This window comes from Staphylococcus sp. CWZ226 (assembly GCF_018986355.1).
GTDB classification, from domain to species: domain Bacteria; phylum Bacillota; class Bacilli; order Staphylococcales; family Staphylococcaceae; genus Staphylococcus; species Staphylococcus simulans.
Map to the genome: position 1 here is coordinate 94,526 of NZ_JAHMSB010000002.1, position 12,554 is coordinate 107,079.

Sequence of the window (12,554 nt, forward strand, 5' to 3'; positions counted from 1 at the left end):
GGAGACAATTTGAATAGTGTAGTTGCGACGGGTTACTTTAACTATCAAGCTGCTTTGGAAGAAATCAGAGAAGAAGAACAGTTTGATTTTGCGGCGATTGCTTTGCCTGAAGATGACTCACATAGTGCAGTCATCAAATGGAGACATGCGTCAGGCAATCTCAATAACCGCTATCAGCTGATTGTCTTGCGCCCTGGCAAGGGGTTGGCTGGTCTTGTTATCCGAACTGGCTCTAGAATGATTATCGATGATGTCAATACTGTGCTGAGTCCAAACGACAAGCTCAGTTATCCGATTGTTTTAAGTGAATCACTGACAGCAATGGTTGCCATTCCTTTATGGCATGATAATCGTGTGTATGGCGCATTGTTGCTAGGTCAACGTAATGGGCGTCCATTGCCTGAAGGCAGTGAAGAGATTCGCATTAATCACAGGTTAGGGAGTTTTAGAGATGAAATCAATTGATAACCGTGAAAAATTACAAGAATTATTGACCAAGTATTATTTAAATACCAATGAAAAAATGGTGTTTTTAAATAAGGAAGGTCAAGTGATCGCGTTGAATGAAGCGGCGGAAGAGGTCTTTTCTGAAGAAAATGACTATAGTCAAATGACGAATGCGATTTGCAGAAGATGCGAAGGTTATTCAAATGAGTTTGATATTATGTCATGTGAAAACTGTTTCTTAGAAGCGTTAGAAATCGGCAAAGGCAGCTTCCAAGTCTTTATGCGCACACGAGACAATAAAATTGAACCATACACTGCTTCATACGAAATCATCGATACAGCCAATGAAATCTATGCATTTACACTACACAATGTTTCTCCTCAGATTGAACGACAAGATAAACGTTATCAGCGTTTGATGATGCAAAAAACAATTTCAGCACAAGAAAATGAACGTAAGCGGATTTCCAGAGAATTACATGATGGTATTGTCCAAGAATTGATTAATGTAGACGTTGAATTACGTTTATTGAAGTATCAACAAGATAAAGATGAAATGGTTGATAATTCTAAGCGTATTGAAGGCATTATGTCACGTTTAATCGATGATGTCCGTAATTTATCTGTAGAGCTGCGCCCATCTTCATTAGATGACTTAGGACTAGACGCTGCTTTCCGCTCTTACTTTAAACAGTTCAAAAAGAACTATGGTGTGCATATTGCGTATCATACTGATTTTTCGGCACAACGTTTTGACAGCGAAATCGAAACGGTAGTTTATCGTGTGGTACAAGAAGCGTTATTCAATGCGCTGAAATATGCACAAGTAGACACAGTTTACGTTTCCTTACACTTAGGAGAAGCGTCCATTATCGCTGAAGTGAGCGATCACGGTACAGGATTCAATATAGGTGATAAAGCCAAAGGAACCGGCCTAGGATTATTCGGCATGAATGAACGTGCTGAATTAGTCAATGGTTCGGTTAATATTGATTCACAAGTGGGACGTGGTACAATAGTGACGTTAGAAGTTCCAATAACTGATAAACGATAGGAGACTTGATGTTGAGAATTGTTATTGCAGATGATCACGCAGTGGTGAGAACGGGCTTCTCTATGATCTTGAATTTCCAAGAAGATATGGAAGTCGTAGATACTGCTGCTGAGGGTGTTGAAGCATACCAAAAAGTGATGCAGCATCGCCCTGACGTGTTAATTATGGATTTAAGCATGCCGCCAGGGGAGTCAGGTTTGATTGCGACAAGTAAAATTATGGAAAGTTTTCCTGAAACAAAAATACTTATTTTAACGATGTATGATGATGATGAATATCTGTTCCATGTCTTAAGAAATGGCGCGAAAGGCTATATTTTAAAGAACGCACCAGATGAACAATTAATTTCAGCAGTGCGTACGGTTTATCGCGGCGACACTTATATTGACCCTAAAATGACGACATCATTGGTCAATGAATTTGTGAATAATTCTGACCAAGATGGCAAAAATACGAATGATCCGTTTCGCATTTTATCTAAACGCGAGTTAGAAGTATTGCCTTTAATTGCCAAAGGTTATGGAAATAAAGACATCGCAGAAAAATTATTTATTTCAGTGAAAACTGTAGAAGCACATAAAACACATATTATGCAGAAGTTAGAATTAAAATCTAAACCAGAATTAGTGGAGTATGCCTTAAAGAAAAAATTGCTTGATTTTTAAATAGGAATGACATTGAACTCATCAAAATAGATGAGTTCTTTTTTTAATTTAAAGTCGAACAATTTGAATAGTATGTGACTAATATGTGAAAAAATTGTGATGAAAAAAGCCTTTAACATGCTGATTTTAACTAAAATAGAGGGATTAGGGAAAAGCAGAATGTTTTAAGGGAATGCCCTTATGTTCAATAATTCACCTAAATAATACACTATTAAGTGTAAGCAGTATCTTTAACTGATGAATAAAATAACTTCGACTCAAAAAACACATCAGGGGGATACTGCTGCTCTTATTAAATATGATATGAAAATGTAATGTTAGGGTGAAAAAAATGAACAAATCTAGAGGCGGTTTACAGTTAACCATCCAAACGTTGAGTTTGGTTGCCGGCTTCATGGTATGGAGTATCATTGCACCATTGATGCCGCTGATTTCAGAAGACATTAAAATTACGAGCGGACAAGTTTCAATTGTACTTGCAATACCAGTTATTTTAGGATCTATTCTTCGTATCCCATTCGGTTATTTAACAAACGTTATTGGCGCAAAATGGGTCTTCTTCGCAAGTTTTATTATTCTATTAGTACCTATCTTTTTATTAAGTTCAGCAACATCAGTTAACATGTTAATGATTGCAGGCTTCTTCTTAGGGGTAGCAGGTGCGACTTTCTCAGTTGGGGTAACGTCATTACCTAAATATTTCCCTAAAGAAAAAGTTGGTTTAGCGAATGGTATTTACGGTATGGGTAACTTAGGGACAGCCGTATCTTCATTCTTAGCACCACCATTAGCAGGTGTTATCGGTTGGCAATCAACAGTGAGATTATACTTAATCTTAATGGCAGTATTCGCAATCATAATGTTCTTCTTAGGAGATGCTAAAGAACCTAAAGTTAAGGTTCCATTTGTAGCACAAGCGAAAGATTTATTAAAAGACTTACGTTTATATTACTTAAGCTTATGGTATTTCATTACGTTCGGTTCTTTCGTAGCATTTGGTATCTTCTTACCTAAATACTTAGTTGATCATTTTAATTTGACTTCAGTAGACGCAGGAATCAGAGCAGGGGTCTTTATCGCGATTGCGACATTACTTAGACCGCTTGGTGGTATCATCGGGGACAAAATTGATGCGGTGATGGCATTAAAAGTCGACTTTATTATTATGATTATCGGTGCTGTCTTATTAGGTATTTCTGATGGTATCTTATTATTTACAATTGGATGCTTAACAATCAGTGCATGTGCAGGTATCGGTAACGGTTTAGTATTCAAATTAGTACCGCATTACTTCCACAAAGAAGCAGGTGTCGCAAACGGTATCGTATCAATGATGGGTGGTCTTGGAGGATTCTTCCCACCATTAGTGATTACGTATGTGACAAGCTTAACAGGAACAAGCCACTTAGCTTTCATCTTCTTAGCATTATTCGGAGTGATTGCGTTTATCACGATGTGGCATTTAGGCAAGAGAAACCGTTCGCTTGCAGCTAAATAAGAACGGTATGGATGAATGAACATGTAAATATTGAAGACGTATGGACCACTAATAGATGAATGTTAGTGGTCCTTAGTCATATTAAAAAGCAGGACAAGAGAAAGGTGATAGACCTACACTTGTCCTGCTTTGAATGTTATTTAATTGCTTGAAGTTTAGTGTGTGCGGTACGTTCACGATTAATTTTACGTGTCGTCATAATCAATGCTGCAAATGCAATACTGACACTTAACATCGATGAACCGCCATAGCTGAGCAACGGTAAGGTTACACCTGTTAAAGGAATGGTACCTGAAACACCGCCGATATTAACGAAGGCTTGGATAAAGATGTAACTGCCGATACCGATACATATCAGCTTGTAGAAGTGATTTGAAGTACGGTTAGCATAGATTAAACTTTTCACCACAATGAGTCCATAGAGTCCTAATACAATCAGTACCCCGATTAAGCCTAACTCTTCAGACAAGACAGTGAAAATAAAGTCTGTATGCGGCTCTGGCAGGTACCCAAGTTTTGAAACTCCATTGCCGAGTCCTTTACCGAATAAACCGCCATTACCGATTGAAATTAAAGCACTTGTCAGCTGATACCCTTCATTATTTTCATATTTGAAAGGATTTAAGAAAACAGCAATACGTTTGATTCTGTAAATGTTCTTCGTATCAAAGAGTAATGTATAAATCAGATACATTGCTACAGGCAAGAGTGCGATACCGAAGATTTGCACTTTAATTTTATTCTTGATATCAGAATAAAGTAAAACGCATCCTATAATGACGACGGTTAACATGGTTCCGCCTAAGTCACCTTGTAAGAGTACAAGGACCAGACCAAAGCCTAATAAGAGTAACGGTGGAATTAAATGATTAATTTGATAGTCACGCTGTCTGCTTAATCGTCGATCAATGATGTATGAGAAATAAAATATAGAAGCGAGTTTTAAAAACTCGGAAGATTGGAGACTGAAAAATCCTAAGTTCAGCCAGTTTTTGGAACCGTTGATTTCTTTACCTATTAATAAGGTTAAAGCTAAAAGTCCAAAGGTAACTAACAACATGACCAATTGAACATTTGGAGATTTAAAGAAATCGATTCTGACAAAAAGAGAGAAAAAGATTATGATAAGTCCAATCACGAAATAAATAGCTTGGCGTTTCATGAAATGGTTGCTTGCGACAGGGTAGCCGCCTGTTAAAGAACCTTTTGAAGCGGGTACCATACTAGCACTATAAACCATGACAATCCCAATAAAACCAAGCAGGATAAAGGTTATGATCAAACTCAGATCCACACCTTTAGTTGCGTTACGCAACGCTCTGAGAAATTTCTTCAATTCTAGTCACCTCTACGATTGTCTGTTTTTCCTTAAACGCGATGTGAAATATAATGCATTAAATATCTATTATATAGATTTTGTTTACAACTATCCACCTTTTATAGGTAAAAGAAAATTGAATGAAACACAAATTAAAAAATAGAGTATGTACAAATAAAAAAAGAAGCCTTGAAATGACTTCAAGACTTCCAAATCAAGCATTGCTTCACACAAGCTTTATCTATTATTTTACGGTATCATAGTAACGAATGTTGTCTGAGATTTCTTTAAGGTAGAAGTTGCCTTTTGGTTCAACTGCTAACTCAGTTTCAGCATCAAATTCAAGGTTGTCGAAGCGTTTGAAGAATGATTCGTACTCTTCAACAGATAATGCTTTTCGGTTTTTCAACATTGCTTGATGTGCTTCAACATCAAGTGCGTCTTTGAAGCCGTCTGCAAGTGTAGCTGTGAAGAATTCACCTACTGAACCAGAACCATAGCTGAATAGACCGATACGGTCTCCGCTATTTAAATCATGGTTTTCAAGTAAAGAAATCAAGCTTAAATAAAGTGAACCTGTATAGATATTTCCGACATAGCGGTTATAATCCGTAGCAGATTTGTAACTGTCATTTAATCTTGCTTGTGTATCTTCTGAGGCTGTATCTGTTAAAATAGAATCAAGTGCTTTTTGACCCATCTTTGTGAATGGTACATGGAAGCATAACGCAGCAAAGTCAGACAATGATTTATGATAACGTTTCGCGTACTCGTTCCAACTTTCTTGGAAAGAATGGATATAAGCATCTTTAGATAATTTACCGTCAACAAGCGGATAAATTTCACCAGATGGTCTCCAGAAATCGTAAACGTCTTCTGTAAATGCAACTGAATCATCATGCAACTCAGCAATACGCGGGTTATGACTGATTACCATAGCGACTGCACCAGCACCTTGTGTCGGTTCACCGCCACTGTTAAGTCCGTAACGCGCAGTATCACTTGCGATAACTAATACTTTTTCATTAGGACGTGGTACTAAATAATCTTTTGCCATTTGAATCGCAGGAGTCGCTGCATAGCATGCTTCTTTCATTTCGAAACAGCGTGCAAAAGGTTGAATTCCTAGTAGATGATGAATCTGTACAGCAGACGCTTTCGCTGAATCAATTGCTGATTCAGTTGCGACAATAACCATCGTAATATCTTTCTTGTCTTGTTCTGTCAAGATAGGTTGAGCAGCGTTCGCACCCATTGTTACAATGTCTTGACTGACTGGGCTTACAGCCATTTCAGTCTGACCGATACCAATCAGAAACTTGTTTGGATCTACATTGCGTGCTTCGGCTAAATCAGCCATATCTACGTAAAAGTTCGGAATATAAAAATTAAGTTGGTCGATACCAATTGTCATAAATAACCAACATCCTTTCTTGATATGTTAAATCACTTTAAATCATATCAAAAGAGGGTACAAAAATACAATTTTAAATTAGTAGCTAGTGATAAAAAAGGAGACTAAATTATGAGCAAAATCGCAATTGTTAGTGCAAAACGTACACCAGTAGGAAAATTCAGAGGGAAATTAAGAGATTATTCTGCAGTACAACTTGGCACCATCGCTTTAGAAGCAGCAATTGATGCTATCAATCTGCCGAAAGATAAAATCGAGAATGTAATTTTTGGTAACGTATTGCAAGCAGGCAACGGTCAGAATCCAGCACGTCAAATCTTGGTGAATGCCGGATTGCCGACATCAACTCCTGGAATGACTATCAACGAAGTATGCGGTTCTGGTTTAAAAGCTGTAATCTTAGGTAAACAACTGATTCAATTAGGGGAAGCAAAAGTTGTCGCAGTTGGCGGTGTTGAAAGTATGACAAATGCACCGAAACTGGTATTACCTGGACAAGAAAAACCTGTACCAAGCTTTATGCATGACGGTTTGACAGATGCGTTTGAAAATGTACCGATGGGGATTACGGCTGAACGTATTGCGGAAAAATATGAAGTGACACGTGAACAACAAGACGCGTTTGCGGTCAATTCACATCAAAAAGCGTACGAAGCATCTCAAGCTGGTAAATACCAAGCAGAAATGATTCCATTAACAGATGCAGATGGCGAAGAAATGACAATGGACGAAGGTATCCGTGGTAACAGTAATGTAGAAAAACTTGCGACTTTAGATACTATCTTCAAAGAAGACGGTACAGTAACAGCAGGAAATGCTTCAAGTATCAATGACGGTGCATCAGCCTTAATCTTAATGGATGCAGACTATGCGCGTGAAAACGGCTATGAAATTATGGGAATTTTAGGTGATTACGCAGAAGTCGGTTGTGATCCTGAAATTATGGGTATCGCACCTTACTATGCTGTATCTAAATTATTAGAGAAAACAAATCAAACAATTGATGATATTGATTTAGTAGAAATGACAGAAGCATTTTCAGTTCAAAGTATTGCGGTTAAAGAGAATTTGAACATTCCAGATGAGAAATTGAACATCTATGGCGGCGCAGTCGCAATCGGTCATCCAATCGGTGCTTCAGGGGCACGTTTAGTGACATCATTAGTTCATGAACTGCATCAAGAAAATAAACACAACGGTATTGCAACAGCATGTATCGGCGGCGGTTTAGGTATCGCATTAGAAGTTGAAAAAGGAGAGTAAGCAACATGAAAGCATTGGGGAAAGATTTCAGACACTTATCACGTCAAGATAAATTACAGCGTTTAGAAGACAATGGTTGGATTTCACAAGAAAGTCATCAAGAATTGTTAGATATACCGCTGCTTTCTGAAGAAGTGGCTGATAGTCTGATTGAAAATGTGATTACACAAGGTGCATTGCCTGTCGGATTATTACCAGACATTATTGTAGACGGTAAACATTATGCGGTGCCGATGATGGTAGAAGAACCATCAGTCGTAGCTGCCGCAAGTTATGGTTCGAAGTTAGTCAATCAAACTGGCGGATTCAAAGTAGAATCGAGTGAACGTTTGATGATTGGACAAATTGTCTTTATGGAAGTAGAAGATCCAGCACAATTAGCTGAACAATTAATTGAGAAAGAATCACAAATTCATCAAGTCGCAGATGCAAGTTATCCATCGATTTTAAAACGTGGCGGCGGTTATCGTAAAATTGATGTCGATACCTTTGAAAAAGAACAACTGGTTTCTTTAAAAGTTTATGTTGATACGAAAGATGCGATGGGTGCTAATATGATGAATACCATCTTAGAAGGCATTTCTGGCTTCCTGAAAGGCGAATGGCCAGAAATCAATGTCCTAATGAGTATTTTGTCTAATCACGCTACAGCGTCACTTGTGCGCGTCTCAGGAGAAATTGATGTTTCAGCTTTAGCACGTGGTGAGATGAGCGGTGAAACAGTTGCGAAACGTTTGGAAGCTGCTTCAGTTTTAGCTTATGTCGATCCATACCGTGCAGTGACACATAATAAAGGTGTTATGAATGGTATTCATGCAGTAGTATTAGCAACAGGCAATGACACACGCAGTGCTGAAGCCAGCGCACACGCATATGCATGTAAAGAAGGACAGTATCGCAGTATGACAAAATGGGAGTACTTAGAAGATAAAGGTCGTTTAAGAGGAACGATTGAAATTCCGATGACACTCGCAACTGTCGGCGGCGGTACAAAAGTGGTTCCGATTGCACGTTTAGCACAAGAAATCTTGCATGTGGATTCTGCACAAGAATTAGGTGAAGTTGCAGCCGCAGTCGGCTTGGCTCAAAACTTCTCAGCGTGTCGTGCTTTAGTATCTGAAGGTATTCAAGAAGGTCATATGAGTCTGCAGTATAAATCATTGGCGATTGTCGCAGGTGCGAAAGGTAACGAAATTGAACAGGTAGCCGATGCTTTAAAACAAGCAGACACTGCGAATATGGCTGAAGCGGAAAAATTGTTAGCTGAATTACGTAGTAACTAAAAATAAATGTTATAAATCAATATGAGATGTCATTTTGATAAGAGAAGCGGGTTCTTAAAGAGGACTCGCTTTTTTGACGTAAAAAAACAGCATCCCTTAAAGGAATGCTGCGAAAAATAATTATTAATCGATTGTGATATTAGAACCCGCTATGTCTTGTTCATCTTTCTTAGGCAATACAACAGTTAAGACACCATCTTTGTAAGATGCTGAAATCTTGTCGCTGTCGATATTACTGAAAGAGAATTCACGGCTGACACTGTCAGTGCTACGTTCTCTTTGGATTACGCGACCTTCTTCATTTTCAGTACGACTTTCAATTGAGCGTTTTGCGCTGATTTTCAGTGTACCTTCATTATAAGAAAGGTTGATATTCTTTTTATCAAATCCTGGTAAATCTGCTTCAACAATATATTGGTTATCTTTTTCTTTAATATCTGTTTTTACAGCGTTTACTGTTGGGATTTGATCTATAAATTGGCGTCCGAATTCTTTGAAAATGTCAGTGGGTTTACTTTCGAAAGGCATATAAAATCGCTCCTTTTCATTGTTTAATTAAAGCTCGCTTTAGTCATTCATACCCGAATTCTTGTAAGGCAATCTTACTGAATATTCAGCGAGTTCTGACTTTAATTATATCACGTCCAGGAGCTGATAGATAATCAGAGGATTGTAGTGTTAGGCTTCAGAAAAGTTATTAACGATAAATTTCGATAGGATAGATTTAATTGTTTTCGCATCTTCCATTGAAATGTCTAAATCATTGAAAACTTCCATCGCAATATGTGAGATTTCGTGGCGAGTGTTAACACCTTCTTCAGTTAAAGAGACAAGGAGATTTCTTTCGTCTGATGGCTGTCTAAGACGTTTAACAAGCCCTTGTTTTTCTAACTTTTTAATCATAGGTGTTAATGTTCCAGAATCTAAATATAATCTTTCCCCTAAAGATTTGATGTTGATAGATTCATCGTCTTCTATAGCGAGTAGAACAATATAGCCAGTATATGTCAGCCCATATTTCTTAAGATGCGGGGTGTAACGCTTAATTATCTCTTTAGACGACACATAGAATAAAAAACATAATTGTTTATCTAAAAAGTTGTTAGGTTCATGCAATTAAATCACTCCTTATTTAAAATAACGATATTATGAACGCAATCACTTGTCAAGAATAAATTTCGTGCCTATAATTTACTATGTTTAAACTTTGTAGTATGAAAATATTCAAATAGATTCCGTTTTGTTCGAAAAATAAACATAATAGAAAAAGGAGCAAAAAATATAATGGAAAAACAATGGTTTGATGATGTGCTGAGAGCACGTAAATCAGTAAAGGTTTATGACCCGAATGTGAAGATTTCACATGAAGAAATGGATGAAATGTTAGGGAAAGCAGCACTAGCACCTTCTTCAATTAATATGCAGCCATGGCGAGTTGTTGTAGTAGATAGTGAAGAAGGTAAAGAGAAAATCCGTCCTGCTATGCAATTCAATACAAGACAAAACGATACATCTGCAGCGATGGTTGTTATTTTTGGTGATTTACGCAACTACGAGTATGGTGAACAAATCTATCAAGGTAACGTTGATAAAGGCTATATGCCTCAAGAAACTAAAGATGACTTATTATCTAAGTTTCTACCATTTTATAAAGGGTTAAGCTTGCCGCAAATGACATCTATCGTAAATATCGACTGCAGCTTGTTTGCGATGCAGTTCATGCTTGTCGCTAAAGCGCATGGCTATGATACTAATCCAATCGGCGGTTTCGATAGAGAAAATATTGCTTCTATTTTAGGTTTAGATCCTGAACGCTATGTTCCAGTAATGGTGGTTGCTGTAGGTAAGGCAGATCAAGCAGCACATCATACGTATCGTTTAGATGTAGATGCTTTCAGACGTTATTTCTAATGTAATCATCGACAAATTTGTTACAATATAATTAAACGTGTGACAAGTAAGGGAAACTTCATTCATAATTATATAGATAATATATTTTTATATGGATGAAGTTTAAAGGCTAAAGGAGTCTGGCTATGAGTAAAAAAGTTTTTCATTTGATTTTAATTATTATCGGTTCCTTAATTATCGCAACAGTATTCTTCTTTGGTTTGAAAACCTATCAAGGTAAGCAAAATTTAAAATTGGTGGATCAGTATATTGCTGAACATCAATTACAAGATGATATCAAATCAGAAAAGAAAAAATTCAATGCGAAAGACGGCGTTTATTATAAAGAGGTTGTCTTTAAAGATGAACCGCAATTAACGTATGTGATTCAACCGATGGGGACTTCAAAGGGATTATTCGCACAAGCATTTGATACGCAAACAAGAAAGCATATCAAAAAAGCTAAACATAATTTCTTTGATGACAATTATAAGCTTAAATAACCGATTAAGTATGTTAGAATAAATGTGATTAAGACATTAAACACAATGAATAGTGTTTAGTGTCTTATTTGCGTTACAAGGATAGTTGTGTGAGTATGAAAACTCTATCACAACTTATCAAAAATTGATTATTATCATCAAAAATGGATATAACACCTTTAGTATCAGCATAGAGAAAAAACATGATAGGAGGGACGGCATGACACACAGAAATCAAAAACGTTGGCCGGGCTTTGTACTCGTGATTATTGGCTCTATCTTCTGGGGCGTCGGCGGTACAGTATCACAATGGTTGTTTGAAAATAAACAATTACCGGTCACGTGGTTCGTGGGTGTTCGTTTATTAGTATCTGGATTACTTTTAGTTATAATGTCATTCTTTTTAGAAGGTAAGAAGACAATCACCATTTGGGCAGATAAAAAAGATACGCTCAAATTATTTATTTACTCACTCATTGGTATGTTAGGTGTGCAATACTGCTTTATGGCGACCATTCATTATGGTAACGCAGCAGTAGCGACGTTGCTCCAATATTTAGGTCCTGTCATTATTATCTTGTATTTAGTTGCAGCTAAAGTCATCCGTTTCAGATGGAAAGAAGGTATCGCAGTCACATTGGCACTGAGTGGTACATTCTTTCTATTAACGAATGGTTCGCTTGCAACATTATCTGTTCCGATGCCAGCAATTATTTGGGGTGTAATGTCAGCTTTTGCGATGGCCTTCTATACCATCTTCCCCGTACAATTGCTTGCTAAGTGGGGAACGGTCAATGTTGTAGGTTGGGCGATGTTAATCGCAGGTATATTCTTAAACTTCTTACATCCGATTTGGAAAGTTGATACATCAAATTGGGATGTAAAAGTCATTGTGTATTTATTCATTTCAGTGATTATTGGTACGATGTTTGCATTCTGGCTATTTATTTCCAGTTTGAAATTCTTATTCCCGCAAGAAGCCAGTGTACTTGGTACGATCGAACCGTTAACAGCGATTTTATTATCTGTTGTATGGTTAGGCGTATCATTCGGTGCTTGGCAAGTTATGGGTGTCGCATTAATCGTATTAATGGTAATCTTCTTAGCAGTCGTCAAAGACTAGCGGTATAATTAGGATAGAAAGATAATTGCTTCAAAATATGTTATTTTACACTGTTATTTAATATAATTTTAAACATTTAGTGTAAAATCATCTTGAAGTTTTAAATTTTTCTATCCT

At 37.2% G+C, this 12,554-nt stretch carries 13 protein-coding genes; 9 read left to right on the forward strand and 4 right to left on the reverse strand.

Translation table 11 applies throughout. The features are described 5' to 3' along the window. The first annotated feature begins 9 nt into the window (after window positions 1–9). The 4 genes from nreA to KRR19_RS02120 all read left to right on the forward strand — a co-directional run bounded on the left by nreA (window position 10) and on the right by KRR19_RS02120 (window position 3,664). Window positions 10–465, forward strand: a complete 456-nt coding sequence (gene nreA, locus KRR19_RS02105) for a nitrate respiration regulation accessory nitrate sensor NreA (protein WP_002479728.1) — start codon at window positions 10–12, stop codon at window positions 463–465. Further along, window positions 452–1,501 (forward strand): sensor histidine kinase, encoded by a 1,050-nt coding sequence (gene nreB, locus KRR19_RS02110; RefSeq protein ID WP_207021210.1) that lies wholly within the window; start codon window positions 452–454, stop codon window positions 1,499–1,501. Before nreA ends, nreB begins: the two co-directional genes overlap by 14 nt. Window positions 1,502–1,512: 11 nt before the next feature. Continuing rightward, complete coding sequence (nreC, locus tag KRR19_RS02115; protein ID WP_031262458.1) at window positions 1,513–2,166, forward strand: nitrate respiration regulation response regulator NreC; 654 nt, start codon at window positions 1,513–1,515, stop codon at window positions 2,164–2,166. 331 nt (window positions 2,167–2,497) lie between these two features. Further along, window positions 2,498–3,664, forward strand: coding sequence for a nitrate/nitrite transporter (locus KRR19_RS02120; protein WP_002479725.1), 1,167 nt, complete (start codon window positions 2,498–2,500; stop codon window positions 3,662–3,664). A 136-nt stretch (window positions 3,665–3,800) separates the two neighbouring features. On the opposite strand, the gene KRR19_RS02125 is transcribed toward KRR19_RS02120, so the two are convergent. Then, on the reverse strand, window positions 3,801–5,000 hold the full coding sequence (locus KRR19_RS02125) for an FtsW/RodA/SpoVE family cell cycle protein (protein WP_216733414.1): 1,200 nt from the start codon (window positions 4,998–5,000) through the stop codon (window positions 3,801–3,803). Between the two features lie 226 nt (window positions 5,001–5,226). Further along, window positions 5,227–6,396 carry a hydroxymethylglutaryl-CoA synthase gene (locus KRR19_RS02130; RefSeq protein ID WP_002479723.1) on the reverse strand — a complete coding sequence of 390 codons (1,170 nt, stop codon included), beginning with the start codon at window positions 6,394–6,396 and terminating at the stop codon, window positions 5,227–5,229. Window positions 6,397–6,507: 111 nt separating this feature from the next. On the opposite strand from KRR19_RS02130, the gene KRR19_RS02135 reads away from it, so the two are divergent. Together KRR19_RS02135 and KRR19_RS02140 are read left to right on the forward strand one after the other, a co-directional pair. Continuing rightward, window positions 6,508–7,659: a thiolase family protein gene (locus tag KRR19_RS02135; RefSeq protein WP_105978504.1), complete on the forward strand. Its 1,152-nt coding sequence runs from the start codon at window positions 6,508–6,510 to the stop codon at window positions 7,657–7,659. 5 nt (window positions 7,660–7,664) lie between these two features. After that, window positions 7,665–8,942 carry a hydroxymethylglutaryl-CoA reductase, degradative gene (locus tag KRR19_RS02140; RefSeq protein WP_070848144.1) on the forward strand — a complete coding sequence of 426 codons (1,278 nt, stop codon included), beginning with the start codon at window positions 7,665–7,667 and terminating at the stop codon, window positions 8,940–8,942. A gap of 123 nt (window positions 8,943–9,065) precedes the next feature. Here KRR19_RS02140 and KRR19_RS02145 read toward each other — a convergent pair whose 3' ends face one another. Both KRR19_RS02145 and KRR19_RS02150 read right to left on the reverse strand, forming a co-directional pair. Then, on the reverse strand, window positions 9,066–9,470 hold the full coding sequence (locus tag KRR19_RS02145; protein WP_156666774.1) for an Hsp20/alpha crystallin family protein: 405 nt from the start codon (window positions 9,468–9,470) through the stop codon (window positions 9,066–9,068). 150 nt (window positions 9,471–9,620) lie between these two features. Further along, window positions 9,621–10,058: a MarR family winged helix-turn-helix transcriptional regulator gene (locus KRR19_RS02150; protein WP_002479719.1), complete on the reverse strand. Its 438-nt coding sequence runs from the start codon at window positions 10,056–10,058 to the stop codon at window positions 9,621–9,623. Between the two features lie 168 nt (window positions 10,059–10,226). On the opposite strand from KRR19_RS02150, the gene KRR19_RS02155 reads away from it, so the two are divergent. The 3 genes from KRR19_RS02155 (at window position 10,227) to KRR19_RS02165 (ending at window position 12,437) form a co-directional block, all read left to right on the forward strand. Continuing rightward, on the forward strand, window positions 10,227–10,853 hold the full coding sequence (locus KRR19_RS02155; protein ID WP_156666775.1) for a nitroreductase family protein: 627 nt from the start codon (window positions 10,227–10,229) through the stop codon (window positions 10,851–10,853). Window positions 10,854–10,978: 125 nt separating this feature from the next. Next, a complete protein-coding gene (locus tag KRR19_RS02160; protein ID WP_002479717.1) occupies window positions 10,979–11,335 on the forward strand; it encodes a DUF3139 domain-containing protein in 357 nt (118 codons plus the stop codon). 199 nt (window positions 11,336–11,534) lie between these two features. After that, entirely contained in the window at window positions 11,535–12,437 is a 903-nt protein-coding gene (locus tag KRR19_RS02165; protein WP_002479716.1) for an EamA family transporter, read from the forward strand. The last annotated feature ends 117 nt before the right edge of the window (window positions 12,438–12,554 follow it).

Coding starts and splice junctions, on each gene's coding strand:
- KRR19_RS02140 (WP_070848144.1), top strand. CDS start 7,665: ATGAAAGCATTGGGGAAAGATTTCAGACACTTATCACGTCAAGATAAA.
- nreB (WP_207021210.1), top strand. CDS start 452: ATGAAATCAATTGATAACCGTGAAAAATTACAAGAATTATTGACCAAG.
- KRR19_RS02135 (WP_105978504.1), top strand. CDS start 6,508: ATGAGCAAAATCGCAATTGTTAGTGCAAAACGTACACCAGTAGGAAAA.
- KRR19_RS02155 (WP_156666775.1), top strand. CDS start 10,227: ATGGAAAAACAATGGTTTGATGATGTGCTGAGAGCACGTAAATCAGTA.
- KRR19_RS02120 (WP_002479725.1), top strand. CDS start 2,498: ATGAACAAATCTAGAGGCGGTTTACAGTTAACCATCCAAACGTTGAGT.
- KRR19_RS02165 (WP_002479716.1), top strand. CDS start 11,535: ATGACACACAGAAATCAAAAACGTTGGCCGGGCTTTGTACTCGTGATT.
- KRR19_RS02160 (WP_002479717.1), top strand. CDS start 10,979: ATGAGTAAAAAAGTTTTTCATTTGATTTTAATTATTATCGGTTCCTTA.
- KRR19_RS02130 (WP_002479723.1), bottom strand. CDS start 6,396: ATGACAATTGGTATCGACCAACTTAATTTTTATATTCCGAACTTTTAC.
- KRR19_RS02145 (WP_156666774.1), bottom strand. CDS start 9,470: ATGCCTTTCGAAAGTAAACCCACTGACATTTTCAAAGAATTCGGACGC.